Consider the following 25965-nt stretch of genomic DNA (forward strand, 5'->3'; position numbering starts at 1 on the left):
CGCCGCCTCCTCGGCGAGGCGCTATGGCCTCTCACCGCAGGTCCCCCTCACCCTCGGTCCCTCTCCCCCGTGGGGAGAGGGAGGCGGAAGGCGCTAAGCCATGCGCGTGATCGTCTGCGGCGCTGGCCGTGTCGGCATCGGGATCGCTCAGCGGCTCGCCTATGAGGACGCCGCCGTCACCGTCATCGACCGCTCCCCCGAGCTGATCCGGGGCATCACGGAGCGTCTCGACGTGCGCGGCGTGGTGGGCTCCGGCTCCTATCCCAACATCCTAGCCGAGGCGGGTGCGCGGGAGGCTGATATGCTCATCGCCGTAACCCATTCGGACGAGGTCAACATCGTCTCCTGCCAGATCGCCCACTCGATCTTCAACATCCCCACCAAGATCGCAAGGATCAGGGCACGGAGCTATCTCGAGACCCGCTACGCCGACGTCTTCAGCCGGGACAACATCCCCATCGACGTCATCATCTCGCCGGAGCGCGAGGTGGCCGATGCGGTGATGCAGCGCCTCATCACGCCTGCCGCCTTCGACGTGAAGAGCTTCGCCGACGACAAGGTCTGGGCGGTGGGGGTGCGCTTGCGCGAGGACACGCCGATCCTGGCGACGCCGCTTCGTCAGATCAGGGAGCTGTTCCCCGACCTCAAAGTGACCTTCATGGGGGTGAACCGGAACGGCGGCTTCTTCCGTGCAGGTCCCGACGACCAGCTCGAAGAGGGGGACGAGGTCTTCTTCGTTGCCGCCCGCCCCCATGTGGAGCGCGCCATCGCCATCATGGGCGACGTGCAGCACCAGGCGACCCGTGTGGTCATCGTCGGCGGCGGCAATATCGGCCTCGACGTGGCGCGGGAGCTGGAGCAGCGCGGGCGGATGAAGATCCGCCTCATTGAGGCCAACGCCCAGCGGGCCGCCCTCATCGCCGAGCGCCTTCGCCGCACCATCGTGCTGCACGGCTCGGGGCTCGACCGCAACGTTCTCGCCGAGGCGGGCATCCACCAAGCGGAGACGCTGGTGGCGCTGACCGACAGCGACCAGACGAACCTCCTCGCCGGCGTCATCGGGAAGCGCATGGGTGCCCGCCGCGCGCTGATCCTCACCAATGAGGCGGAGTACGGAACGCTTTCCCAGACGGTGGACATCGACCGCTTCATCGACCCGCGAGGCACGACGATCTCGACCATCCTCCAGCATGTGCGCCGGGGGCGGATCAAATCGGTCTACTCGATCCTGGAAGGCCAGGCGGAGCTCATTGACGCGGTCGCGCTAGAGACTTCGAGCCTGGTCGGCACACCGCTCGCCAAGGCGAGCATCCCCAGCGGCGTGGTCATTGGCGCCATCGTGCGCGGGGCGGAGGTGCTGCTGCCCGACCCCGAGACGATCGTGCGCGCCGGGGACCGCGTGGTGCTGTTGGCGGTCAGGGACAGCGTCAAGGACGTCGAGAAGATGTTCAGGGTGGGAATGAGCTACTTCTAGGAAGATCACGGCAAAACGGCGGCACCGGCGAACTTTACAAAGCCGGTGCCGGGCGCGCCCCCCAGCGCGCCGTACCGCGTTTGCCGATCCCCCCTCAATACGGAGTGCTACCGAGAAACGGTAACCTGCCGTTAACAAAATCGTGATCGTCACGCAAGCCCGTGACGCGACTTTTTCACGCAAGCGCCGTGAGTGATGCCTGAAGGCCACTAAACAGCTTCGGGCCGTCCTCGGTGACGGTGAAGCAGTCCTCCAGCCGCACCCCGAACTCGCCAAAAGTGTAGAGACCAGGCTCGTTCGAGAAGCACATGCCGGGGGCGAGCTTGGTGGTCTCGCTCTCCACGAGGTTGATGGGCTCGTGCCCCTCCATGCCGATGCCGTGGCCGAGACGGTGGGAGAGACCCGGCGTCCTGTAGGCTGGCCCCCAGCCGAGGCTCTCATAGTAGCGGCGCACGGCCCGGTCGACGGCACCCGCCTCCACACCCACCTGCGCCTCCTCCAGCGCGATCTCCTGACCGCGCTTCACGGTGGCGAAGACCTCGCGCTGCTTCTTCGTGGGCTCGCCCAGGACGAAGGTGCGCGAGACGTCGCTTTCGTAGTCGTGCACCGCGCAGCCGCAGTCCATCAGGACGATGCCGCCCTCGCGCACCTCCTGGGGGGCTGAGGTGCCGTGCGGGTAGGCGCTGGCCTCGTTGAGAAGCACCATGGAGAACTGCACATCCCCGCCGTAAGCCCTGGTGCGCTCGCTCATTAGCGCGCTCACCTCGCCGGACGTCATGCCGGGGGCGATAGCGGCGAAGACGTCGCGATAGGCGGCCATCGTCACATCGGTGGCGTGCTGCATGAGGGCGAGCTCGGCGGGCGTCTTGATCATGCGGCAGGCCCTGACCATCGGTGCGCCGGGCACGGTCTCGGCGCCTGGCAGCGCCTTGGCGATGCCGTCGGCGACGAAGAAGCGAGCGGTCTCCTCGATGCCGATCTTGCCGCCCGCCGCCTTCCAGTCCTTCGCGAAGGAGGCGGCGACGGCGAACGGGTCCTCGTTCTCGTGCCAGGTGCGCACCTCGGCGGGTACGCCCACGGTCTCCTGGATGGAAGGCTCCTCGAAATAGGGGGTGACGATGCCGGGCCGCCCCTCGGCCGGGACGAGGAGCAGGGTGGGCCTCTCCGACCGCCACCAGCGAAGGCCCGAGAAGTAGACCATGGATGCGCCGGGCTCGATCACCATCATGCCCACGCCGCGGGCCTTCATTTCGGCCTGCAGTTTGGCGAGACGGGCAAGGCGTTCCTCCCGGCTGATGGGCGGGGGAGGGGTGCCGGGACCTGTGGGTCGGGAGGCCTTCTGGTTCAGTGCGAACGACGATCCTGGGGCGGCGAGGCTCAGAGCGGCGAGACCGCCCGTACCGGCAAGGACGTTGCGTCGGCTGAACATGAGGCGGTCTCCTTCGTCGCTTGGTCGAAGGCTAGACGGAAGCGGCATAGAAAGCGAACAGGGCGCGGCTACAGGGTAGATTTTTCTGCTATCTTGATGGCGTTTGCATCGTTCACAGACGTGGGTTGCCCCCTCCGCCCTTCGGGCACCTCCCCGCCCTTATGTAGCAAAAGCACCATAGACGATGATGGTTGCCTCCGTCAAGCGTGCTTATGTGTAGGGCATGGCACATACCTACCTTATCAGCGGCTTGCTTGAGCACCGTTCCCAGATCGCAGGCGAAGTAGACTACTACCGGCACAAGGCCCGTGAGGCTTCGGACCTTCTCGCCTCTATCGACCGCACCTTGAACTCGCTCGGCTACGAAGCCGACGAAGGCAGCAAGAAGCCTGTCAGGACAGCAGGGCTGTTCAGACGGGGTGAGCTGCGCAGGCTGTTGCTAGGCGCGCTACGTGAAGCCCCTGAAGGTCTGACGGTGGAAGAGATGGCGGCCATGGTCTGCCGAGAACGCGGCTGGGAGACCGATGACGCTAGATGGATGGCTGCCCTTCGCTCCAAGATCGGCAAGTCGCTCGATAAGGCGAAGGGGGCGGGGCTAGTGAGCTGTATGGAGCGTGAGGGCTGCTGGTACTGGTTTGTTGCCGGTCAGGCGTCGCTGTTGCAGCCGTAGCGCTCCAGAAAGCGCTCAGCGAGGTGGTTGGTGATGAGGCGGGGGCGGTTCATGCAAGATTGCTAGCCCGGAGGTCGAGCATCGGGAAGGCGTCGGATTGGGCTATCTGGCGAGCGCTATTGGTCACGGACGGCTTCGCTGGAGATTTCGACCTGCCCCTCGTTCGCTGATTTGGTAGGGCCGACCTCGATTACGCCGAAAAAGTCTAGCGCGAGCGTCGCGAAGGCGATGGCGAACCCCGCCACGCTTCCCCATCGCACCAATTTAGCTTTGGTCGCGAACTCTTTCATTATTGGCTCGCATGTCCGCACCCTACCGAAACCAGCCACCAATTGCGGGAGATCGGCATTCTCAATGGATTCGTAAATGGCTTGCCGATTGGCTCGGTCGCGACGAGAGCGGGCAATCTTCTCCTGCGTGTCTCTCAGCGATGAGAAGAATTCTGGAAATTCCGGGTAGGCCTTCAAAACCGCCTCATACCCAAGCTTATTAATCATGATCTCTAAATCAGCTGCCATTTTGCCAACGGCGGCATCTACTGCATCATGACGAGCGCAATGACAGTTGAAGCGAGCGTCCTCGAGAAGGGCTGTGATTGCAGCCTCATCGCCTGTGCCGTAGGCTTCGTTGAGCGCGTCAACGAGCCGTCGACCCGCATAACGAAGCTCTTTGATAGCCGGAGTAACGATTTTGCCGCATGTCTGTTCGGCTAATTTCACATCCGCTTCAGCATAATCCCACTGAACGCGAATATCGGTGAAGATGGCTTCCGCCCTGGTACTATCGAGCACGCTGCCCCCTGTTACGCCGGGAGTAGATTATTCGGCGTGCGAAATGTGACGGTTTAGACGCTTAATAGCTTTGTCGCCATGACGGCACAAACGATCAAAAGCCTCATCGTCCATAATGAAGCCGTTCTGCGTCGAGATGTTGCCGCGAGCCAGCCTGCCGGCAATGCGCACAGATGCTTCGTCCTTGGATCGCTCATAGCGGCCAAGAATAAGTTCCTGTATGTTTGCCCAGAGTTTCATCTGACTCCAATTCCAGTCGCGCTGATCTATCGACAAATTTTGACGAGTCAACGCCTGCCCACCCCAAAAGTTCGAGGGGAACAGTGCTGCGCGCCGTAGGTGTCAGTCAATCCTACATTACGACCGATTAAAGCGGTCTTTGCAGCGACATACTAGATATAGTGGCGAATGCAATTTTTTCAACCGCATTTGGGCTGTGCTACCGCTGCCAGTACCCCTTCCACTGGCGGCTAACCGGGGCGGCAAGGCCAAGGTCTAGCACCGTGCGAGCCTGCGTGCCGTTGTCGTCGCGGCGGTGATCTTCGAGCCATGCGGCGTGCGCGGCGTACTGGTGCAGGTAGCCAGGGCTGACGTGGTGGTGCTGGCCTTGGACCATGCGGCGAAGGCGCGAGAAGAACGATTCGGCTTGGTTCGTGCAGGCACCGGCGATGCTGTAGCCTTCTTGGTGGTTGATCCTGGCCATGGGGAAGAGTGCTTCCAACTCATCCCAGTGGTTTGCTTCGTCGGCATGAAGTTCGCTCCCCCGCTGCAGGCGGTCAATTGCAAAGGTAACGCCGTGACGTTCGGCGGGGACAACTTTCGTGATGGTGCGCCCGCCCTTCTCGCGCATGGCGACCACAACGCGGCGTTTGCCGGTCTGGTTCTCTCGCAGGCGGCGGTCACGGCGGTTCGCTTTGAGGTTCGACGGGCGGATATGGCCGCCGTGGTACTGACCGTCAATCTCGACCGCGCCTTTCAGGATTAAGCCGCGCGTCTCGCTGGTCATGGCTTCGCGGAGCTTATGAGCGAGGACGAAGGCCGTCTTGTACTGCACGTCCAGATCGCGGCTGAGCTGCACGGCGGAGATGCCCTTAGCAGCGTTGGCGATCAGCAGGATCGCCGCGAGAAGGTCGGTGAAGTCCAGCTTGCGGGCGTGGAAGATCGTACCGCTCGTGACGCTGAACTGGTGGTGGCAGCTCTTGCACTTGAACTTGCGGCGGGTGGTGATGCTGTAGGCTTCGTCGTGACCGCAACGCGGGCAGACTGCTTCGCCGTTCGTCTCAGGCCAGCGGACACGGCGGAACGTCTCATACGCCTTGTCTTCGCCGCCTTTGTAGATCGCCTTGAGCGAGAGGGTGCGGGAAGCTGCGGAGAGAAGATGATGTTGCGTCATGTTTGCCACTATATCTAATGCCTATGCATCGTATATAGTGGCATGACGCACGGTAGGCAAGGGCTAATGTCATCGTTTGAGCAACATTCGCACTTGCGGACGGTGCCGAAGCGTCCTAGCTCCTACCCATGGAACAGTCTGACTGGGAAGCGAAGGTCAAGAACCTTCTGAAAGCCGAGCTGAAGCGGAAGGGGATCACCTACGCTCAGCTTGCCGAGAAGCTGGCTGACGTTGGGGTCTCGGAATCAGAACCGAACATCCGTAACAAGCTCGCTCGGGGTAAGTTTACGGCGGTATTCCTAGTTCAATGTCTGGAAGCGATCGGGACGAACAAGATCAGCCTGAGCGACTGAACGCAGACCCAACGGTTTGGATTTTCGGTGCGTTCATCTTGGCGGTCCTATGCGCCGTATTTAGCGGTTATTACTATACTGAGCAGCGCGGCCGCCAAGCCAACCGCCCCGATGAAGCCGCAAACCCCTCCTACGAAGAAGTCATCGCTACGTGCGAGGATGATCCTGCCGGTCTCTCGGTCGAATGCCTTCGGGAAGCGCAGGACGCCTATCGTGAAGAGTATCGCGCTTATGCCGATCTCCAGGCCCAGCAGGACGTAGCGCTCTGGGCGTTTGTGGCGGTCTGCTTTGGTGGCGTAGGCTTGGCTTTGACCGGCGTCGGTGTCTGGTTCATTCGCGATACCTTGGTAGCTACTCGCGAGACACTGAGCCAGGCGCGCAACACCAACGAGGCGGCTTGGAATGCCGTAGATGCTACAAAGGACGTGGGACAGAAACAAATCGCAATTGCGCTCCGCACTGCTGAAGACCAAAGGAAGACTGCTGAAATATCTCAAGCTGCAATTGTAATACCGGTCGAACTTAGAACATATCGACCCAGAGACGGTTTGTTTCTGTATGATCAGTTTAAGCTGAGATACGAAAATATTGGCCCTACAGCAGCTCTTAATGTTCGAGTTTGCATTACTGCCTTTCCTTTCGGTGAAAAAGTTCCATATAGATTCAACATCCCGGATCCTCCTAAACTGGGCCAACGGTGCAGCACAGTTCTCCCTACCGGAAGAAGTCATGTATTCGCTACAAATGAATTTGATAGCGCTCGCTCTACCTGGGATCAAATCGCTTACGCCAGGGGATTTCGCGGCTTGATCATTTGGGATGACATCTTCAGCAATACGAGAGGGTATGAATTTGTCTTCGCCCAGAAATCGGAGCCCTTCGGACCGCAAACCCCACCCTTCATCTTGGCTCGGGGATCGGGATTGATTGATGACAGGAGGGTCGCAGAATACTGCAGCGAAGAGTACAAACCCCAACGCCCCCACACCCAGAACCACCTACTCACTGACACCCCCTAGATATGGTGTCCGTTGAGCGATGGCTTTCGCCATCATACGTGGTGCGTTTGCTACATAAGACCGCACCTCCCCCATGTGTCATGGGGGAGGAAATCAGAACGAACGCCGCCCCCTGTTTCGCTCCCCCTCTGGAGGGGGAGCTGCCGGAAGGCTGAGGGGGAGTAGCCAGCCAAGCTCACTGTCTTCGTACGTTTGCAAACGAGGCAGAAGTCAGAGCTAAGCGGAATGCGCGGAGCGAAGCGGAAACGTCATTCGCCAGGTCGTGCCCGACGGACCGCTCTTCACCTTCAGCGAGCCGCCGATCTGCTTGGCGAGGTCGCGGACGAGGGTGAGCCCGACGGCGTTGGAGAGGTCGACACGATCGGGGTCGAAGCCTGAGCCGTCATCGCTCACCTCGACCAGGCCCCATCCCCGGTCGAGACCTTCCGCCCTGTCGGTGAGAACGACCTTCACGCCCGCCTCGGCATTGTGCTTCAGGCTGTTGGAGACGATCTCGGTCATGATGAGACCCAGGGGCGTGGCGAGGTTGGTGTCGATGACGAAGCTGTCAATGCCCGACACTTCCAGCCGCTCGCCAGCGTGGTAGGTCTTGCCGAGGATCGCCATCAGGTTCGTGAAGTAGTCGTCGGTGCGAATGGCCGCGGCTTCTTCCGGGGCCAGGGTCTGCACCTGCTCGTGCAGCATGGCCATGGCCGCTGCCTGGTCGCGGATGCCGCGCAGCTCCGCGGCTTCGAGGCCTTCCTGACGTCGGCGCCGCTCGGTCATGGACAGCAGGCTGAAGATGATCTGAAGGTTGTTCTTCGCCCGGTGATGGGTATCCCGGACATAGAGCGCGCGGGTATGGGCGAGCGCCCGCTCCGTCCGGTAGAACCTGTAGACGAACAGGGCCGCAAGCCCCGTGATGACCGCAAGGGCCAGGGTGAGGCCGTAGCTCATCCGTGCCCGGCGCAGCGCGGTCTCCTTGGACTGGTTCTCCAAGGATAGAGAGGCCACCTGGCGCTGCCCCTCCCTGATCTCCAAGAGCGTTGCGGCGTTGGAGATCGCCGAGAGGTTCTCCTCCTCGGTCAGGCGTTCGGCGAGCTCTGCCGTCAGGCTCGCATAGGCGAGGGCGTCCTCTAGCCGCCCGACCTCAGGCAGGACCGACGCCATGTTCCGCGCGTACTGAAAGACCAGCCTGCGCTCGTCCTTCATCTCGACGAGGTCGTCCATGCCCCTGTCGCTGGTGAGCATCACCGCTTCGGCGATGCCGGCGGCTTCCTCGGCTTGCTCCGTATGCCCCTGGTCGATGTGCAGCCGTGCCAGCCAGCTCATCACCTCCGCCTTAACGTAGGCGGACTGCTGCTGGTTCTCGATCCCTGATGCTTCGGTGGCAAGCTCGATGGCGCGCTCCGGATCGCCGAGGGCATAGGCGGTCTTCGCCTGCCTGGTCAGGATGCGCTGGGTGTAGACGCTCAGCCTCTGTCCGAAGGGCGTCCCCGCATTGCGCTCGACGACCTTCATCGCCTCGGTGAGCGCCGCGTCGGCCTCTTCGTAGTTTCCGAGGGAGTAGTGCGTGTCGCCGATCTCGTAGAGGGCGTTGATGAGGAAGTTGTCGTTGCCCTCCCCGTCGGGGTCCTTCAGCAGCTCCATGGCCGTTTCGAGATAGGCGAGGGCTTGCTCGTAGCCGCCGAGCAGCGTGAAGACCCGCGCGATGTTGATGTTCGCAGCAATGCCGCGAAGAGGATCCGTGGTCTGAGCAAGATCGAGAATGTCCGAGTAGTAGTTCACCGCATCGACGAACTCGCCGTTGTCGAGCGCGACATTGCCCAGGCCGTTGAGGTAGATGTATTCGAGACCGTGGCTGAAGCCGTTCTCCCTGATGATGGCGAGGCCCGAGCTGAGATACTCCTCCATGAGGTCGAGACGGTTGTCGCTGTTCGCCTGCTGAATGGTGGCGCTGTAGTAGAGGGAGGAGAGCGCGACGGGGTCGTCTGCCTCTTCAGCCTCCCGGATGAACCGCTGCAGGTCTTCGGCGGTCAGGCCCAGCTCGGGATTGGCGTACTCCTTCGCCCGGTAGGCATTGGCGCGGACGAGCGTGGCCTGGTTCATCTCGGGCAGAAGGGGGTCGAGGTCCTTGGCCTTGACGTAGCGCGCCCGGTTGTCGTTCTCGTTGACCAGGAACGAGCCGATGACCCTGAACTGCTCCTCGGGCGCGGCCGTGGCGATGTAGTCGATGCATATCTCCTGAACGCGGGGCAGCTCCTCTTTCGGCACCCGCTCCATGGCGACGGCGCCGGGGCAGCTTGATGGCGCCTGAGCCAGCGCGGCCACCGGCAGCGGGATAAGGAAGCCAGCCAGAACGCAGCAGTATCTTCGGGCATCGCGAGCGGTACGAAACAGGGTGGAGAAAGTCATGGCGCTTTTCCGACGACGTACCGCCAGCCTCTATTTGTTTCCAATACTGCGCAGCGCGACGTTGTGTTCTTTCATCACTACTGTCGGAGCTGTAGACCTATGAGCATGCTTTCTGCCCAGAAAAGCAAAACGCGAACAAGGCGTTAGTAATGAGTTTGCGAATTCTAAGGGGCCAGGCCCCCCGCGACAAGGACAAAGAACGCCGCTAGGGCCGCCGTCATGTCTTACGTCCCCCTCCTGCGCTTCTTCGGCTTTGCGCTTCTGGCGATTGCCGCCGCCTCGGCGGCGCCGATCCTGGCTGCGTGGATCACGGGCGAGGATCCGAGCGCCTATATCGCCTCGCTCTGCCTGTCGGGGTTCATCTCGGCGCTCCTCTTCGTGCTCTCCCAGGGCCTCAAGCAGGGCAAGTCCGTTCGCTCTGGCTTTCGCGAGCTGATCCTGGCGCTGAGCGTTTTCTGGCTGATCGGCCCGTTCGCCGCCTGTGTGCCCTTTGTGGGGCAGAGCCTCTCCCTGCCGAGCGCCTGGTTCGAGGCGGTCTCGGCGCTGACCACGACGGGGGCTTGGCTCTCCGAACCTCTCGCGAGAGCCACGGCCAGCGGCATGATCTACAGGGCATCGCTCGAGTGGCTCGGCGGCATCGCCAGCCTCGCCACCGCGGCGGCGGTCTTCGTGCGTCCCGAGTTCATCGGCATCGCCCCGCCCGTGCCGCCCTTCGCCCGCGGGCAGGGGGACACCTATCTGAGGGCCTTCACGGCGGCCTTCGAGACCTTCGCTCCCGTCTACGCGGCGCTGACCGGGGTGAGCTTCTTCGGCTTCATCTTCACCGGGGTCCCGGTCGAGCAGGCGATCACCCTGGCGCTCTCCCTCATCGCCTCGGGCGGCTTCGCGCCGACGCCGGGGGGCATCGCCAGCTACGGCATCCCGGCCATGGTGGTGGCCTACAGCACGCTGGTGGTCAGTGCGGTGAACTTCATCGTCATCGCGAGGCTCGCCCTTCGCGGAGGAGGGCGGCTGGAGACCGGGCCGGACGCCGAGACCAGGGCCTTCCTTCTCCTGATCATCCCGGTGGCGCTTCTCTTCTGGTTCAGCCTCGAGGGTTGGAACCCGCGCCAGTTGCCGCCGCAGATCGGCAACGCCATCTCGCTCCTCTCCACCAACGGGACGATCATCGGCAGCACGCCGCAGCTCACCCCGCTTCTGGTCACCGCCACCATCGGCGGCGCGGCGGTCTCGACGGCCGGAGGCATCAAGCTGCTTCGCTGGCTCATCACCTTCCAGCGGGCGGGCCAGGAGCTCTGGCAGCTCACCCATCCGGCGGGGGTTCTCTACCGCAAGAGACCGGCGCTTCACGAGTTCGGCGTGTGGATCCACACCATCGCCTTCACCATCGTGCTGGCGGCCCTGACCCTGACCGTGGGGTTCTTCGGCTACGATCTGGAGCTGGCCGTGGCCACGGCGGTGGCGGTGGTCACCAATGCAGGTCCGCTGATCGCCGCGGCCCCCTCGAGCACGTCGGACTTCATCCAGTTCACCGAGCCGCTGCGCATTCTTCTGGCGTTAGGAATGATCGCAGGCCGGTTAGAACTAATCGTGCTCTTGCTTCTGGTCGCCCCCACCTTCTGGAGAGCGTGAGTTCAAGCCGTTCTCGGCGATAGGATGGGCCGATCATGCTCCATTCGTCGCAGGTTTCGCCCGGACCGAACCTTGCGCCGGCTTCACAACCTATCTTATCTTGCTGCAGCGCAATACGGCAGCCGAGCGAGAAGCCCATGGATAAGCCACGCCCCCTTCAGGACATCTTCCTCAACGAGATCCGTCGTCAGAAAACCCCGGTGACCATCTTCCTCGTCAACGGCGTGAAGCTTCAGGGCATCGTGACCTGGTTCGACAGCTTCTGCGTCCTGCTGCGCCGTGACGATCAGACCCAACTGGTCTACAAGCACGCGATCAGCACCGTCATGCCGCAGGGGCCGCTGGACCTGCACGAGGAACAGACCGACGCCTAAATCGCCACGTCAGCCCGAAGACACCGCCCGCCCCGCCGACAAGGCCCTCGTCATCCACTGCGAGCTGTCCGGCACCGGACGGTCCCTGCGCACCGCAGAGGGGGCGCTGGAAGAGGCGATGAGCCTCACCCGCGCCATCGGCATCGTCGCCGTGCGCGGCGAGGTGGTGAATTTGCACGAGGCTCGGCCCGCCACGTTCTTGGGGCAGGGCAAGGTGGCCGAGTTCGGTCAGTGGCTGGAAGCGGAAGACGACGTCAAACTCGTCATCGTCAACACTCAGCTTTCTCCCGTCCAGCACAGGAACCTTGAGCGGGCCTGGAAGGCGAAGGTGCTCGATCGTACCCAGCTCATCCTCGAGATTTTCGGCGAGCGCGCCTCCACCAAGGAAGGCACGCTGCAGGTGGCGCTCGCCCACCTGACCTTCCAGCGCTCGCGGCTCGTGCGCTCCTGGACCCACCTCGAACGCCAGCGCGGCGGCGCGGGCTTTCTCGGCGGCCCCGGCGAACGGCAGATCGAAAGCGACCGGCGCATCCTGGCCGAGAAGATCGACCGGCTGAAAAAAGAGCTCGAAGAGGTCCGCCGCACACGGACGCTGCAGCGGCGCAAGAGAAAGCGCGCGCCGAGCCCCGTCATCGCGCTGGTCGGCTACACCAACGCCGGCAAGTCCACACTGTTCAAACGGCTCACGGGCGAAGAGACGTTTGCGGAGGACCTGCTCTTCGCCACCTTGGACCCCCTCATGCGGCAGATCGAGCTGCCCTCGGGGGCGGACGCCATTCTGTCTGACACGGTCGGCTTCATCTCGGACCTGCCCACCACCCTCGTCGCTGCCTTCCGCGCCACGTTGGAGGAGGTACTGGAGGCGGACATTGTCGTCCATGTCCGCGACATCAGCCACCCTGAGACCGATGCGCAGCGTAAGGACGTTCTCGACGTGCTGGCGGAGCTCGGGCTGACCGAGGAGAGCGACGCGGTCTTCATCGAGGCCTGGAACAAGATCGACGCGGTGGAAGGGTCTACGGACCTTCGTGCTTCGGCCAAGGCTAGGGCCGAGATCGCCGAGGGCACGCCGAAGGACCCGCTGCCCGTCGCCATCAGCGCCGTCTCTGGGGAAGGCGTCGAGGAGCTCGCCCAGCTCATCGACCAGGAGCTCACGGCGCTACGCGAAGAACACACCTTCACCCTCCGCCCCGAAGCGGGCGAGGCCGCCGCCTGGCTCTACCGCCACGGCGACGTCATCGCCGACGAAAGCGGGGAGGGCGGCGCCAGGACCATCCGCGTACGCCTCGAAGCGCGTGACGTAGGACGCTTCGAGAAGGAGTTCGCTTAAGCGCTTCTTCCTCCCCCTTCCGGGGGAAGGTCGTGTCTCATCCGCTTCGGTCGTCATCCCGGCCGTAGCGAAGCGGAGGTTGAGCCGTGAAGCGGATCGACGGACCCATGGACCGCACGGTCGAGTTCATGACAGCGGTTCGGTCCATGGGTCCCAGATAAGCCTTTCGGCTTTCCCGGATGACGGAAAGAGCTGGTCTTCTACTCTCCAAAGCCTCCCCCCCAAGGGGGAGAAACTCGCTTCTAGAACCGCGTCCTTAGCGTCAGCCGCGCGTTGAGCGGCTCGCCGGTGGTGATGTTGTTGTCGTTATGGGCGGCGGGGAAGTACTCTTCGTCGAGAAGGTTCTCGACATTGAGCTGAAGCCGCAGGCGGTCCGTCACGTCATAGGTCGCCGCCGCATCGACGCGGGTATAGCTCGGCAGCTCGACATTGCCGCTCAGGCTTGCAAACTGCGCCGCCTGATAGGAGGCGCCGATGCCGAGGCTGAAGCGCTCGGTGACATCGAAGCGGTTCCACAGGCTGAGCATGTGCTCGGGCACCTGGGCGAGGGGGCGGTTGGCGCCGAGGCCGTCCACCACCCGGCCGTCTTCCTCCGCATCGAGATAGCTGTAGCCGCCATTGATCGCCCAGAAGGGGGTGAGGCTGCCGGTGAGCTGGATCTCCGCGCCGCGGGTGATGGCGGAGAAGAGAATGGTGCGCTCGGGATCGTTCGGATCGACGGTGGTGCCGCTCTCCCTCTCGATACGGAAGATTGCGCCGGTAAGCGCAAGGCGTTCCGAGACGTCCCATTTGAAGCCCACCTCGATGTTCTCGAACTCCTCGGGGTCGAGGGCTTCGGTGGTGGGGGAGAGGGTCAGGAACTGATCGCCTGAGCGGGGCAGGAAGGATTTGGCATAGCTCGCATAAAGGGAGGCTTGAGGCAGGGGCTTGTAGATGAGCCCCGCGCGCGGCGAGACCATATCGTCCGTACGCTCGAGCGCTCCGTCGCCGCCACCTGCTGCCGCGATCCGGTCCTCCACCTCGATCTCGAAACGGTCGTAGCGGAGCCCGCCGATCAGCTTGAACCCGGCGCCGAGGTCGATCTCGTCCTGAACGAAGGCCGAGGCCACGCGGACTTCGGATGCACGGGAGCGGGTGAACTCGGGGAAGCTAAAGGTGGGGACACTCAAGGGATCGGTGAAGGGCGTCTCGATCTGATCGTCGTCGCTGTCGGCGAAGAGGATGTCGCGGCGCGCATTGTCCGTGTCTTGAGCGATCAGCTCGCCGCCGAAGAGGACGGTGTGCTCGATGCCGCCGGTGGCGAACTCGGCCACCAGGTTCGACTGCAGGATGAAGTTCTCGCGCTTGGTGCTGTCGCGGTAGCCGTCGAGGCCGACGGTGCCCGCTTCGAGGTCGATACCGGTGGGATAGACGTTCTGGTAGAGCTTGTCGTAGTTCGCGTACTGAAGGGTGACATCGCCGCGAAGATTGTTCGAGAACCGATGATCCACCTTTCCGCGAACGATATGGGCGCGCAGATCGGTGAAGTTGCCTTCGGCCGAGCCGAAGAACGTGTCCGAAAATCCCCTCAGCGGCTCGCCGTCCAGGGACGGAACGCCCCGGTCGACCACGCGGTCGTCCTGGACGTACTCGTAGGACAGGAGCAGGTCCGTAGCAGGAGAGACGTCGAACAGCAGCGTCGGGTTGATGGCGAACCGGTCGCCATCGAAGACGTCGCGGTGGTTCTCGAGGTGCTCGGCGAAGGCGTTGAGGCGGAAGCCTACATTGTCAGTGACCGCCGCATTGCTGTCGATGGCTGCCAGCGCCGAGCCGAAAGTGTCGCCGCTGAGATCGACTTCGGTGAAGCTTTCGTCCAGCGCCGGGGCCTTGGTCACGCGGTTGATGACCCCGCCGCCACCGCCGCGCCCGAAGAGGAGGGCGTTCGGACCCTTCAGCACTTCCACGCGCTCGAGATTGTAGAGCGGGCGGAAGTACTGAACGTCGTCGCGCAGCCCGTCGATGAAGAAGTCGGCGGTGGTGTTCTGTCCGCGGATGGTAAGCTGGTCACGGTGCCCCTCGCCTTGTCCGATGGAGGCGCCGGGCACGAAGCGCAGCACGTCGTCGACGCTGGTGAAGGCCTGGTCCTTGATCTGCTCTTCGGTCAGCACAAAGATCGACTGCGGCGTATCGACGAGGGGCATGCCCGTCTTCGTCCCGGCGGCAGCCTGGATCGGCTGGTAGTTGCCGCGCACGACGAGGACGTCCGCAGGGGCGGCGGGCTCGGCTGCGGCAGTCGCGGCGAGACTGGCGGTGAGAAGGAGGAGGCTGTTCATCGGCGGACTTCCATTGAGAACGATTATCAACTGGAGCCGCGCTACGATGAATGAAAATCAATCGCAACAAGAATCTGCGACTAATTCGCAGAAACATGGTTGGTGCGATTTGCTTTGGATGTCTCAGCAAGCATCGACGAACACACGAAGTTGCGACCGCCATTCAAAACCCGCCGTCATCTCGGCTGCAGCGAAGCGGAAAGCCGGGATCCATGGCCTTTAGTCGGCAAATGAAGGCTACGGTTCGGTCCATGGGTCCCGGATAAGCCTTCGGCTTTCCGGGATGACGGGGAAGGGCGGCCTCGCCCATTCGTTTCTCTCTCTGCCGAAGAGGAGAAAAGCAGCTACTAGCGCTGCGGCTCGCCCTCGTCGGTCTCCTCCGCCGGTGCTTCCTCGTCGGAGGCGCCCAGGTCGTCAGGCAGCTCGAAGGCGTCGGGCGCGGCTTCTTCCCCTTCGTCCTCGCTCGGCAGGATGAAGTCGGAGAAGTCGTCCTCGGTGGGCTCGCCGCGCTCGTTCACCGGCAGGAAGGCGCCGGTGTCGTCGGACTGGTCGACCACCAGCGAGAAGATGAGCGAGTTGGCGAAGAACAGCCCCGCCAGCACCGTGGTGGTGCGGGTGAGGGCCGTGGCCGCGCCTCGGCTCGACATGAGGCCGCCGCCTCCGCCGCCCCCGCCCATGCCGAGGCCGCCCGCGCCGTCCGAGCGCTGCAGCAGCACGACGCCGATCAGCGCCAGCACGATCATGGCTTGGATGGTGAGGATGATGGCGGTCATGTCGGGTCCTGCTCGGCGTTCTGTTTCGGCGCGATGCGCTGCGGGAAGACCGCGGTGATCGCTTTGAAGGCGCTCTCTAGAGGCGAGCGCGCCTCTATTTCAAGCCGTGCATCGACCCTAGCCACGGCGTCCAGACATCTTTCCGGGTGGGAGTGGTGGAGGGCATGGCCCCCGCCCTCCACGGCATCGAGGTTCCCCTTGGGCAGATCCTCGGCCAGCTTCCTCCCGTGGATCGGCAGCAGGACCGTCAGATCGTGGGTCCCGGCGACCACTTCGGCGGGCACGTTCAACTGGGAATAGCGGGCGGCGAGGGGCACGAGCTGCTCGTAGAGGCGGCAGATGTCTTGGGCATTATAGAGGAACTCGCCCGCCCTGAAGCCCAGCGCCGTGCGGGTGCGCTCGAAATAGGTAGGCGCCGCGCGGCAGCCCCTCAGTGCGCGCGCCACCCCGCGCCGAAGGCCGTAGCGGGCGTAGAGGGCGATGAAGGTGCGCCTGAAGAGCCAGCCATAGCGCGGGTTGTTGGCGACCCTCACATACCACCTGACCCCGTAGGGCCAAGGGTGGCTGACCGGCGCGACCAGGACGATCCCCGCCACGTCCTCCGGGTAGGCCATGGCCCAGACGAGCGAGGTCGCAGCGCCGTAGCTCTGACCCATCACCACGTAACGCTCGGCACCTGTCGTCCGAACCGCTTCGCGAAGGGCGGCCACCTGAACGTCCATCCTGAAGCCGTCCTCAGGCCGGTCGGAGAAGCCGTGGCCTGGCCGGTCGGGGATGATGACCTTCCTGTCCGCCGCCAGGGCAGGGCCGAGGTCGAGGTCCATGTCGAGCCCGTTGGCGAAGCTGCCGTGGAGGAGCACGATGGGCAGCTTCTGTGCCTTGGGGTCGGTCTCGCGTGCCTCGCGGGTGATGAGGTGGATGCGCCCCTCCCGCGTCGGCACGAACCGGCCCGCGGGCGGCGCGGCCCTCCGCACCCGGCTGTCCTGCCAGTAGGACAGCGCGATCACGGCCAGCACCAAAAGGGCGGTCGTGGTGACGAAGAACTGAGGGGTCATAGCCTGTCGGTTCCGCCCTAGCTGCGCCTTTGTTCCCGCCTAGCTTGCGTGGGCGATACCAAGAAAGTCTTCCGCCTTGAGGCTCGCTCCGCCGACCAGGGCGCCGTCTACATGGGGAAGGCTCAGGATCTCCGCCGCGTTGGCCGGTTTGACCGAGCCGCCATAAAGGAGCTCCGTGCCGTCGCCCAAGACAGCGTGCATGGCCTCGTGCATGGCGGCGATGTCGTCCGCGGAAGGGGTCTTGCCCGTGCCGATGGCCCAGATGGGCTCATAGGCGACGATGGCGCGCCCCGCCTCGCCCTCCACCACCTCGAGCTGACGCTTCACATGGTCGATCGCGCCGCCCGCCTCGCGGGTCTCGAGGCTCTCACCGACGCAGAAGACGGGCTTCAGCCCGGCCCGCAGGACGGCGGCTAGCTTCTCGCCCAAGAGCCCATCGGTGTCGCCGCACTCATCGCGGCACTCCGAATGGCCGATGATGCAATAGGTGGCGCCCGCATCCTTCAGCATCTCCGCCGAGACCCGGCCCGTATGGGCGCCGGATGCGCTCATATGGCAGTCCTGTGCGCCGACCTCGACGCCTGTCCCGTCCAGCGCCTCGGCCATGGCCATGAGGAGGGTGGAGGGTGGGCAGATCACCAGGCGGTCGCCCTCGCGCTTGCCCTCGGCAACCTTTCCCGCCTCATCGAGGCCGCTGCGCAGCCCGTTCATCTTCCAGTTGCCGATAATTAGCGCCATGTTCTGCGATCTCCCGATAGTCCCGGCGCCTTTGCGCCAACCCGGTAAGGCTTGCCAACCCTCAAGGCCCTGCTAGGCATCTCCGCTAGACGAGAGATACACGCCCCATGGGGCAGAAGAAGGGCAGAACGAGATGCTGAAGAGTTTCCGCGGTGTGATGGCAGGGGGCGGGCGCTACGTCCTGGCGGTGGTCATCATCCTGGCCTTCGGCCTCGTCGGTGTACCGGCGCTGGAGAATTTCGGCGGAAGCTCGGCCATCCAGGTGGGCTCGCAGAGCGTCTCCTCCCGTGATCTGGAGCTCGAACTGCGCAGCCAGATCGCCCGCGTGCAGCAGGAGAACCCCAACGTCACCCGCGAGCAGGCTTTGGCAGGCGGCATCGGCCAGAACGCCATCCAGACCCTGGTGGTTCGTGCCCTGATCGAGGATGAGGCGGAGCGGCTTGGCCTCACCGCCCCCCCTTCGGTGCTGCAGGACTATATCCGCCAGCTCGACGCGCTGAAGGACCCCGAGACCGGCGAGTTCGACGAGCGCAGGCTTGGCCTCGTGCTGCAATCGCAGGGTCTTTCGGTCCAAGGCTTCCGCGACCTTCTGCAGGCGGAGCTCCTGCGCCAGCAGATCGTCGAGGCGCTGACCGGTACGCCTCCTTCCTCGGAAGACCTCACCCGCTACCTCCTGCTGCGCCAGATCGAGGAGCGCGATGTCGCCTACGCCCTCATCCCCGCCGAGGCCGCCTCCCGCGAGCCCACGGAGGAAGAGATCGAAGCCGCCTATCAGGAGAACATTGACCGCTATCAGAGCCCTGAGTACCGCACGCTGACGGTTCTCGAGATCACCGAAGAAGACGCCAATGAGGGCATCGAGCTCTCCGAGGACGAGCTGCAGCAGCTCTACAATGCCCGCCAGGGACAGCTCTCCGCCGCCGAGACCCGCACCGTGCGCCAGGTGGTCGTGCCGCGCGCACGGGTGGATCGGCTCGAAGGGGTAGCCGAGGATGCGAGCCTCGAAGAGATCGCCGAGGCGGCGGGCGTGGAAGTGAGCCGCCTGGCCGACCAGACCCGCGGCGACTTCATCAACTCGGATGTCGCCGAAGCGATATTCAGTGCCGAGACTGACACGAGGATCGGCCCCGTCGAGAACGGTTTCGGCGTTACATACGCAGAGGTCACTGCCATCAACACCCGGGAAGCGCCGAGCTTCGAGGATTTGCGCGAGGAGCTCGAAGCCGACCTCCGCTCCGAGATCGCCGAAGAGCGCCTGATCGAGCTGGTCGAGGCGGTGGAGTCGGCTCGCGACGAGGGCGCCGCCCTTGCCGAAGCCGCCGAAGCGGTCGGTCTCGAGGCGCGCACCGTAGGACCGCTCGACCGCCAGCTCTTCACCCAGTTCGGCGCCATTGCCGACGTGCCCTCCGCCCTCGGACAGACGGCTTTCACCCTCGAGGAAGGCGAGGAGAGTTCCTCCGTCCGCCTGGAGAACGGCTACGGCTTCGTCACCGTGGAGGCGGTGACCCCGCCCGCGCCGCTGCCCCTCACCGAGGTGCGAGACCAGGTCGTCTCCGGCGTCAAGGCCGACGCGGCGAGCGGAGCCGCGGCGGAGATCAAGGCCCAGCTCCAGGCAGCGCTCGGCAGCGGTGAGGATTTTGCCGCGGCTGTTACGGGGCTCGGCGGCGAGGTGACCACCGCGACCCTCACACCGGCCGCCGCCGACGCCGCGCCGCGCGAGGTGGCGCAGTCCGGCTTCTCCCTCAATATCGGCGAGGTCGAGACGGTGACCCCTCAGTCGGCGGACGGCATCTACGCCCTGACGGTTTCCTCCGTGCGCTTCCCAGGTAGCCAGGCGATCCAGCAGGCCGCCCCCGTGGTGGCCCAGCAGTTCGGCCAGCAGGTCGGCGGCGAGCTCAACGAGGCCTTCCTCCAGGCCCTGGAAGAGCAGACCCAGATCAAGCAGAACCCGCGCCAGATCAGCCGCGCTTTGGGCCAGGACGAGGGGTGAGCCGCCAGGGCTACGACCGCCTCGCGCCTTCCCTGGGCGATCTGACCGAGGGCTATGAGGCAGGCCGTCCCCAGCTCGTCTACCGGCGGGTGCTCGGCGATCTGGAGACGCCTCTCTCGGCCTATCTCAAGCTGACCGGGGACGAGGAGGGGTCCTTCCTGCTCGAATCCGTCGAGGGCGGCGAGCAGCTCGGGCGCTACTCCACCATCGGCCTCGCGCCCGACCTTATCTGGTCGTGCAAGGACGGTGAGGCGGTCACCTGCGACGGGTCGGGCAAAGTTCTGCGCACGGAAGGCGACGCACCCGCTGCCCTGCGCAGGCTGATTGCGGAGAACGAGGCCGACCGCCCTGAGGAGGGCGAGCTTCCGCCCATGGCGTCGGGCCTCTTCGGTTTCTTCTCCTACGACTTCGTTCGCTATGCGGAGCACCTGCCGAACAAGCCGGAAGACCTGCTGGGACTGCCCGACGCCTATCTCATCCGCCCTGCGGTGGTGGCGACCTTCGACAGCGTGCGGCGGGAGCTGGTGCTGGTCGCCACCTTACGCCCCGACGGAGGAAAGCCCCTCGCCGATGCCTATGCCGAGGCGGACATACGCCTGAACGATCTGCTGGAAAAGCTCCGCGCACCGCTCGATCTGGCCGAGCCTTCACCGGAAGAGGATGTATCCTTCCGCGCCATGACGAAGCCTGAGGACTACCTATCCGTCGTCGAGAGGGGCAAGGAGTACATCGTCGCCGGCGATGTCTTCCAGGTGGTGCTGAGCCAGCGGTATGAAGCCGAGTTCTCCGGCAGGCCGCTGGACGCCTACCGCCAGCTTCGGCGCATCAACCCCTCGCCCTTTCTCTTCTATCTCAATTTCGGTCCCGCGACCTTACTCGGCGCGAGCCCGGAGATCCTCGTCCGTGTGCGGGAGGGGGAGGTGACCATCCGCCCCATTGCCGGGACCAGGCCTCGCGGCAAGACCCCGGCGGAGGATAAAGCACTTGAGGCGGAACTTCTCGCCGACGAGAAGGAGAGGGCGGAGCACCTCATGCTGCTCGACCTTGGCCGCAACGATGTGGGACGCTCCTCCAAGCTCGGCACGGTGAAGCCGACCGAAACCTTCGTCATCGAGCGCTTCAGCCATGTCATGCACATCACCTCCAACGTCACAGGCGAGCTGAGGGACGACCTGACCCCGCTCGACGCGATGATGAACGGCTTTCCAGCCGGCACCCTCACCGGCGCGCCGAAAATTCGCGCCATGGAGATTATCGACGAGCTCGAACCCTCCGCCCGCGGACCTTACGCAGGCGCGATCGGCTATTTCGGCGCCGACGGCGAGTTCGATAGCTGCATCGGCCTGCGCATGGCGGTGGTGAAGGACAGCCGCGTCTATGTCCAGGCGGGCGCAGGCATCGTCCACGACAGCGATCCGCAGGCGGAACTCGCTGAGTGCGAGGCGAAGAGCGCCGCGATCAAGGAGGCGTTCGTGCTGGCCGGGAAGGGGCTGGGGTAGGGGGCTGCCCTTCTACCCGGCCCGGAGCAGAAACACCCCGAACCAGTCCTTCTCGTCCGTCCACAGCCTATCGAGCTTCCAACCAGCTTTCTCTGCCAGCTTCTCGAAGGAGGAGGGCGTGTATTTATGCGAGTTCTCCGTGTGGATGGTCTCGCCAGCCTCGAGAGCAAATCGCCGTCCGTCAACGGTGATCACCGTATCCCGCAACGCCGCTACGCCCAGCTCCATCCGGGCGTCCTGCGGGTTCCAGAGGGAAAGAGCGTCGAAGTCCGCAATATCGAGCTCCGCCCCGATCTCGCGCTTCATCCGTTCCAGGAGGTTCAGGGTGAACTGCCGCGTGACACCCTCGCTGTCGTCATAGGCGTCGAGCAGCACAGCTTCGTCCTTGACGAGGTCCGCGCCGATTAGGAACCGGCTTCCGGGGCCGAAGCTCTCCCGGCTGCGCTCCAAGAAGCGCTGCGCCCCGCCGCTCTCGAAATTGCCGATGGTGGAGCCCGGAAAGAAGCCCATCCGGTGCTCCGCCGTCTGAAAGCTCGCCGGAAGCTCGACCGAGCCGGAGAAATCGCCGACGACCCCTTGAACGTCCACATGAGGAAAGCGCTCGCACAGCACGTCTTCGGAGCGGCGCAGGAACTCTTCGGCCACGTCGATCATCACGTAGGCGGAGGGGTTGAGGGCCTCGATCAGGCGCTGCGACTTGATGCCCGCGCCGCTGCCGAACTCCGCCACCGCCGGTCTTCCGCCCAAGGCCTCGGGAAGCTCCTGATACACCTCTTCCATGACCGCCGCTTCGGTCCTGGTGAGGTAGTAGTCCTCGGTCCTGGTGATGGCTTCGAAAAGCTCTGAGCCGCGCTCGTCATAGAGCCATTTGGCGGAGAGGCTCTTCTGAGGCTTCGCGAGCCCTTCGAGGACTTCGCTGAGGAACTGCTGGTTCACGTCGTGGGCTACCCGGTCGCTGCGCCTTCTCCGGCGCCCTACCGCCTAACGGGAGCCCGCTACCTAGATCAACCTCGCATCTCAGCACCAAGCCGTCTTGCGGTACTCCTTGTACCACGCGGCAAAGGCGGCCAGCCCCTCGCGCAGGCCGGTCTTGGGGGCGTAGCCGAGCTCCTCGCGGGCACGGTCGATGGAGGCCCAGGTTCGCCGGACGTCGCCCTGCTGCATCGGCAGGTGCTGCCGCTCGGCCTTGCGTCCTAGAACCTCCTCCAGCAGCTCGATCAGCTCACTGAGCTCTTCGGGGCGGTCATTGCCGAGATTGTAGACCCGGTGGGGCGGGGCGCCCTTGGGAGGATGGTCGAGGGCGGCGATCACCCCCTCGGCGATGTCGTCGATATAGGTGAAGTCACGCGCCATCTGCCCCTCGCCGAACACTTTGATGGGCTCCCCCGCCATCATCGCGTCGGCGAACAGCATATAGGCCATGTCGGGGCGGCCCATCGGTCCGTAGACGGTAAAGAACCTGAGCCCCGTTAGCGGAATGGAGTAGAGCGAGGCGTAGCTCTCACTCATCAGCTCGTTGGCTTTCTTGGTGGCGCCGTAGAAGCTCACCGGCGTGTCCGTCACCTGGTCCTCGCGGAAGGGCTGGTCCGTATTGCGGCCGTAGACCGAGGAGGAGGAAGCGTAGACCATGTGCTTCACGCCGAAGCGCCTGGCCATCTCCAGCATCTCGGTATGGCCGGTGAGGTTGCTGGCGGCATAGGCCCTAGGCGCCTCGATCGAGTACCTGACCCCCGCTTGCGCGGCGAGGTGGATGATACGGTCGATGCCGAGCTCGCTGACCCTCTCCGCAAGGCCAGGGTCGGCAATATCGGCGCGGAGGAATGTGAAGCCAGCTTCACCCTTCAACCTGTCCAGCCGGGCTTGCTTGAGGCCGGGGTCGTAGTAATCGTTGAGATTGTCGACACCGACCACCGTCTCACCCCTGGCCAGCAGCAGCGCCGCCGTCCTGGCGCCGATGAAGCCCGCCGCACCGGTGAGAAGGATGGTCATAAAGGTCGCTGCCTTCGCGTGGGAGAGAACAAAGCCATGAAGAAAGCCGCCATAGGGGTCCTGGGAGGCTCGTTCAATCCGCCTCATCAGGGCCACCGCGCCCTGGTCCGTCACGCGGCAAGGCGCCTCGACCTGCAAGGTATGCGGGTGCTGGTGACGCCCCAGAACCCGCTCAAGGAGGCGGGTGACTACGCGCCGCTCGACAAGCGCATCGAGGCCACGAAGAAGATGATGCGCGGCCTGCCCAACGTGCAGGTGGCGCCGGAGGCCGAGCTCGGTCCCGTCTACGCGGTCGATTCGATCAAGCGCCTCATCATGCGCGAGCGGGGCACGCCCTTCGTCTACATCCTCGGCGCGGACAGCTTTGCAAATCTTCACAAATGGCACCGCTGGCGCGAGCTGATGCACATGCTGCCCATCGCCGTCGTCTCCCGGCCCGGCTACAAGGGGGAGGCGCTGCACTCGGCGGCGGGCCGGGCGTTCAGCCGCTGCCAGCTTCCCGAGCGGCATGCCACGGCGCTGGCCCACCAGAAGGCCCCCGCCTGGTGCTATATCGGCGGGCTTTCCCAGCCCGAGAGCTCCTCCATGATCCGCGAGGAAGCCGACCCCTCCAAAAGCTACTTCGAAAGTGCTACATGAGGCGGGCTCTCGCAGTGGAAGAGCGCCGTAAGGAGAACAGAGGCTGATACCTCATCATGACCAGGGGACGTCCGCGTCCCACGCTAGAAACGCTTCGGCCCCGCAGGGCAGCAGGGAAGAAGCGCTCACCGCCGCCTCGATGACCGAGGCGGTCCTCCATCGCCTCGACGAGGAGAAGGCGGAGGAGATCGTCACCATCGACCTCAAGGGCAAGTCTGATGTCGCCGACACGCTCGTCATCGCCTCGGGCCGGTCCCAGCGCCATGTGGGCGCCCTGGCCGACAAGCTTCAGCGCGAGCTGAAGGATGCCGGCGTCCAGGGCATCAAGACCGAGGGGCTTCCCGCCTGCGACTGGGTCCTGATCGATGCGGGCGACGTGATCGTCCACCTCTTCAGGCCCGAGGTCCGGGGCTTCTACAATCTGGAGCGGATCTGGGCGCCTGAGCGGTTCCCGCCTGCTTCCCCGGACACCCCTTCGGCAGAAGCCTAGCTTCCCTGTGCGTCTGGTGCTGGCCGCCATCGCGCGGGAGGCGAAGCGCGAGCCGCTGGCCGAGGCCGCCTCGGACTACCTCAAGCGGGCAGGGGGCATCGCCCCCCAGCTCGGCCTCAAGGGTCCGGAAAGCCGCTTCATCCAGCCCGGCAAGGGCAGCGACCCCGCGCGCGAGGCCGAAGCCCTTCGCGTCAGCCTCAAAGGCAAGGCGGTGCTTCTCGACGAGCGCGGCGAAGCGATGAGCTCGCCCGAGATCGCGGCGCTGATCGAGCGGGAGCGCGACCAAGGCACGCCGGAGCTCGCCTTCTGCATCGGCGGGGCGGACGGCTTCGACAAAGCGTTCCGCGCGGAGGTCCAGGCCAGCGGCGGCAGGCTGCTCTCCTTCGGACGCGCCGTCTGGCCCCACGCCCTCTGCCGCACCATGCTGGCCGAGCAGCTCTACAGAAGCCTCGCCATCTTAACCAACCACCCTTATCACCGAGGCGGATGACCAGCCTACTCGCCCTCCTTACCGCTTTGAGCCTCGCCCAGCAGCCTCCCACCGAGGCGGAGCGCCTGCGCGAACTCGAGCGGCAGATCGAGGAGCAGGAGCGCTCCGCCGCCGAGATCAGGAGCCGCACGCAGGAGCTGGAGGGGGTCCTCGAGACCCTTCAGGACCAGCTCGTCTCCACCGCCTCGGCCCTCCAGGCCGCCGAGGCGCGGGCGACGGAGCTGGAGCAGGACCTCCAGGACATCGAGGCGCGGGAGGCCGTGGCGCTCGAAGACCTCGACAAGAAGGCGCTTGAGCTCTCCTCCGTCCTCGCCGCGCTGCAGAACCTCGAACGCTCACGCCCGCCCGCGCTGGTGGTTTCGCCGGGAGACGCGCAGTCGGCGGCGCTGGCGGCCATCAGCCTGTCCTCGCTGACCCCCCGCCTCGCCGACATCGTCGAGGCCAGGAAGGCGGAGATCGAGGAGCTGGCCCGCCTGCGCGAGCGCAAGAGAGGCGCCCGTGCCCAGCTCGAAGAGACCAACGAGGCCCTTGGTGAGCGCAGGCGTCTGCTCGAGGACCTCATGAAGCAGCGTCGCGACGCGTTCGAAGAGGACCAGGCCGCCCTTCGGCGGGCAGAGCGGGAGACGAGACGCCTCGCCGCCGAAGCCTCCTCCCTGCGCGAGCTTCTCAACCGTCTGGCCGAGCTGCCCTCCACCGAGGAGATCATCGAACGCTACCGCCAGAGCCGCCGTGACCGCGATCTTCCCGCACGCTTCGCGGATGCGAAGGGACGTCTCGATCCCCCCGTGGCAGGCACCCCCGCCCGCACCTTCGCAAGGGACGGGGAGCGGGACGCCGTGGAGCTAGTGACGAGGCCGGGAGCCGTCGTCACCGCCCCCTTCGGCGGGGTGGTGCAGTGGGCCTCCCAGTTCGGCTCGCTCGGCAACGTGCTGATCGTCGATGTGGGCGGCGGCTTCACCCATATCTATGTCGGCCTCGACCAGTTCATCGTGAGCAAGGGCCAGCGTGTCGGCGCGGGCGAGCCGGTCGGCGTCATGTCGCCCCAGGCGCAGAACCCTAGGCTGAGGTTTCAGGTCCGCGACCAGGGCCGCCCGGTGGATCCCACGCCTTGGTTCAGCGAGGGGTGAGAGC

General features: G+C 64.7%; 24 protein-coding genes. 13 read left to right on the forward strand and 11 right to left on the reverse strand.

Features of this window, described 5'->3' with window-relative positions; translation table 11 throughout:
* Positions 1-100: 100 nt before the first annotated feature.
* Entirely contained in the window at positions 101-1474 is a 1374-nt protein-coding gene (gene trkA / locus NOG11_RS07120) for a Trk system potassium transporter TrkA (protein WP_256619029.1), read from the forward strand.
* 175 nt (positions 1475-1649) lie between these two features.
* Here trkA and NOG11_RS07125 read toward each other — a convergent pair whose 3' ends face one another.
* On the reverse strand, positions 1650-2903 hold the full coding sequence (locus NOG11_RS07125; protein WP_256619030.1) for a M24 family metallopeptidase: 1254 nt from the start codon (positions 2901-2903) through the stop codon (positions 1650-1652).
* Positions 2904-3126: 223 nt separating this feature from the next.
* Here NOG11_RS07125 and NOG11_RS07130 point away from each other — a divergent pair, with 223 nt between their 5' ends.
* On the forward strand, positions 3127-3573 hold the full coding sequence (locus NOG11_RS07130) for a hypothetical protein (protein WP_256619031.1): 447 nt from the start codon (positions 3127-3129) through the stop codon (positions 3571-3573).
* Between the two features lie 116 nt (positions 3574-3689).
* Here the strand turns inward: NOG11_RS07130 and NOG11_RS07135 are convergent, their stop codons facing one another.
* From NOG11_RS07135 to NOG11_RS07145, 3 genes are all read right to left on the reverse strand, one after another.
* Positions 3690-4364, reverse strand: coding sequence for a hypothetical protein (locus NOG11_RS07135; protein ID WP_256619032.1), 675 nt, complete (start codon positions 4362-4364; stop codon positions 3690-3692).
* Between the two features lie 27 nt (positions 4365-4391).
* Positions 4392-4604: a hypothetical protein gene (locus tag NOG11_RS07140; RefSeq protein WP_256619033.1), complete on the reverse strand. Its 213-nt coding sequence runs from the start codon at positions 4602-4604 to the stop codon at positions 4392-4394.
* A 199-nt stretch (positions 4605-4803) separates the two neighbouring features.
* Positions 4804-5757: an IS1595 family transposase gene (locus NOG11_RS07145; protein WP_256619034.1), complete on the reverse strand. Its 954-nt coding sequence runs from the start codon at positions 5755-5757 to the stop codon at positions 4804-4806.
* A gap of 128 nt (positions 5758-5885) precedes the next feature.
* Between NOG11_RS07145 and NOG11_RS07150 the strand changes: the two genes are divergently transcribed.
* Positions 5886-6110: a DUF6471 domain-containing protein gene (locus NOG11_RS07150; RefSeq protein ID WP_256619035.1), complete on the forward strand. Its 225-nt coding sequence runs from the start codon at positions 5886-5888 to the stop codon at positions 6108-6110.
* Positions 6065-7129, forward strand: coding sequence for a hypothetical protein (locus NOG11_RS07155; protein WP_256619036.1), 1065 nt, complete (start codon positions 6065-6067; stop codon positions 7127-7129). The genes NOG11_RS07150 and NOG11_RS07155 overlap by 46 nt, the downstream gene beginning before the upstream one ends.
* A 216-nt stretch (positions 7130-7345) precedes the next feature.
* Here the strand turns inward: NOG11_RS07155 and NOG11_RS07160 are convergent, their stop codons facing one another.
* Positions 7346-9523, reverse strand: a complete 2178-nt coding sequence (locus NOG11_RS07160) for a sensor histidine kinase (RefSeq protein WP_256619037.1) — start codon at positions 9521-9523, stop codon at positions 7346-7348.
* Positions 9524-9742: 219 nt separating this feature from the next.
* Between NOG11_RS07160 and NOG11_RS07165 the strand changes: the two genes are divergently transcribed.
* The 3 genes from NOG11_RS07165 (at position 9743) to hflX (ending at position 12859) form a co-directional block, all read left to right on the forward strand.
* Entirely contained in the window at positions 9743-11155 is a 1413-nt protein-coding gene (locus NOG11_RS07165) for a potassium transporter TrkG (RefSeq protein ID WP_256619038.1), read from the forward strand.
* Positions 11156-11292: 137 nt separating this feature from the next.
* Entirely contained in the window at positions 11293-11529 is a 237-nt protein-coding gene (gene hfq, locus NOG11_RS07170; protein WP_256619039.1) for an RNA chaperone Hfq, read from the forward strand.
* Positions 11530-11581: 52 nt separating this feature from the next.
* Entirely contained in the window at positions 11582-12859 is a 1278-nt protein-coding gene (hflX, locus tag NOG11_RS07175; RefSeq protein WP_256619263.1) for a GTPase HflX, read from the forward strand.
* 242 nt (positions 12860-13101) lie between these two features.
* On the opposite strand, the gene NOG11_RS07180 is transcribed toward hflX, so the two are convergent.
* From NOG11_RS07180 to tpiA, 4 genes are all read right to left on the reverse strand, one after another.
* Positions 13102-15171 (reverse strand): TonB-dependent receptor, encoded by a 2070-nt coding sequence (locus NOG11_RS07180; RefSeq protein ID WP_256619040.1) that lies wholly within the window; start codon positions 15169-15171, stop codon positions 13102-13104.
* A 347-nt stretch (positions 15172-15518) separates the two neighbouring features.
* A complete protein-coding gene (gene secG / locus NOG11_RS07185; protein WP_256619041.1) occupies positions 15519-15944 on the reverse strand; it encodes a preprotein translocase subunit SecG in 426 nt (141 codons plus the stop codon).
* Positions 15941-16999: an alpha/beta fold hydrolase gene (locus NOG11_RS07190; protein ID WP_256619042.1), complete on the reverse strand. Its 1059-nt coding sequence runs from the start codon at positions 16997-16999 to the stop codon at positions 15941-15943. The genes secG and NOG11_RS07190 overlap by 4 nt, the downstream gene beginning before the upstream one ends.
* A 39-nt stretch (positions 17000-17038) precedes the next feature.
* Complete coding sequence (gene tpiA, locus NOG11_RS07195) at positions 17039-17737, reverse strand: triose-phosphate isomerase (RefSeq protein WP_256619043.1); 699 nt, start codon at positions 17735-17737, stop codon at positions 17039-17041.
* A 133-nt stretch (positions 17738-17870) separates the two neighbouring features.
* On the opposite strand from tpiA, the gene NOG11_RS07200 reads away from it, so the two are divergent.
* Together NOG11_RS07200 and trpE are read left to right on the forward strand one after the other, a co-directional pair.
* Positions 17871-19727 (forward strand): SurA N-terminal domain-containing protein, encoded by a 1857-nt coding sequence (locus tag NOG11_RS07200; protein ID WP_256619044.1) that lies wholly within the window; start codon positions 17871-17873, stop codon positions 19725-19727.
* Entirely contained in the window at positions 19724-21226 is a 1503-nt protein-coding gene (gene trpE / locus NOG11_RS07205) for an anthranilate synthase component I (protein WP_256619045.1), read from the forward strand. Before NOG11_RS07200 ends, trpE begins: the two co-directional genes overlap by 4 nt.
* 12 nt (positions 21227-21238) lie before the next feature.
* Here trpE and egtD read toward each other — a convergent pair whose 3' ends face one another.
* Together egtD and NOG11_RS07215 are read right to left on the reverse strand one after the other, a co-directional pair.
* The gene (gene egtD, locus NOG11_RS07210; protein WP_256619046.1) at positions 21239-22162 is read right to left on the reverse strand and encodes an L-histidine N(alpha)-methyltransferase; all 924 of its coding nucleotides are present in this window, start codon (positions 22160-22162) and stop codon (positions 21239-21241) included.
* Between the two features lie 81 nt (positions 22163-22243).
* Complete coding sequence (locus tag NOG11_RS07215; protein ID WP_256619047.1) at positions 22244-23215, reverse strand: NAD-dependent epimerase/dehydratase family protein; 972 nt, start codon at positions 23213-23215, stop codon at positions 22244-22246.
* A gap of 36 nt (positions 23216-23251) precedes the next feature.
* Between NOG11_RS07215 and NOG11_RS07220 the strand changes: the two genes are divergently transcribed.
* From NOG11_RS07220 to NOG11_RS07235, 4 genes are all read left to right on the forward strand, one after another.
* Positions 23252-23854, forward strand: a complete 603-nt coding sequence (locus NOG11_RS07220; protein ID WP_256619048.1) for a nicotinate-nucleotide adenylyltransferase — start codon at positions 23252-23254, stop codon at positions 23852-23854.
* Positions 23855-23993: 139 nt separating this feature from the next.
* Positions 23994-24344: a ribosome silencing factor gene (gene rsfS / locus NOG11_RS07225; protein ID WP_256619049.1), complete on the forward strand. Its 351-nt coding sequence runs from the start codon at positions 23994-23996 to the stop codon at positions 24342-24344.
* Positions 24345-24351: 7 nt separating this feature from the next.
* Positions 24352-24834, forward strand: a complete 483-nt coding sequence (locus NOG11_RS07230; protein WP_256619050.1) for a 23S rRNA (pseudouridine(1915)-N(3))-methyltransferase RlmH — start codon at positions 24352-24354, stop codon at positions 24832-24834.
* Positions 24831-25961 (forward strand): murein hydrolase activator EnvC family protein, encoded by a 1131-nt coding sequence (locus NOG11_RS07235; RefSeq protein WP_256619051.1) that lies wholly within the window; start codon positions 24831-24833, stop codon positions 25959-25961. The genes NOG11_RS07230 and NOG11_RS07235 overlap by 4 nt, the downstream gene beginning before the upstream one ends.
* Positions 25962-25965 lie beyond the last annotated feature (4 nt).

This window comes from Parvularcula maris, from assembly GCF_024505085.1.
Taxonomy (GTDB): Bacteria; Pseudomonadota; Alphaproteobacteria; order Caulobacterales; family Parvularculaceae; genus Parvularcula; species Parvularcula maris.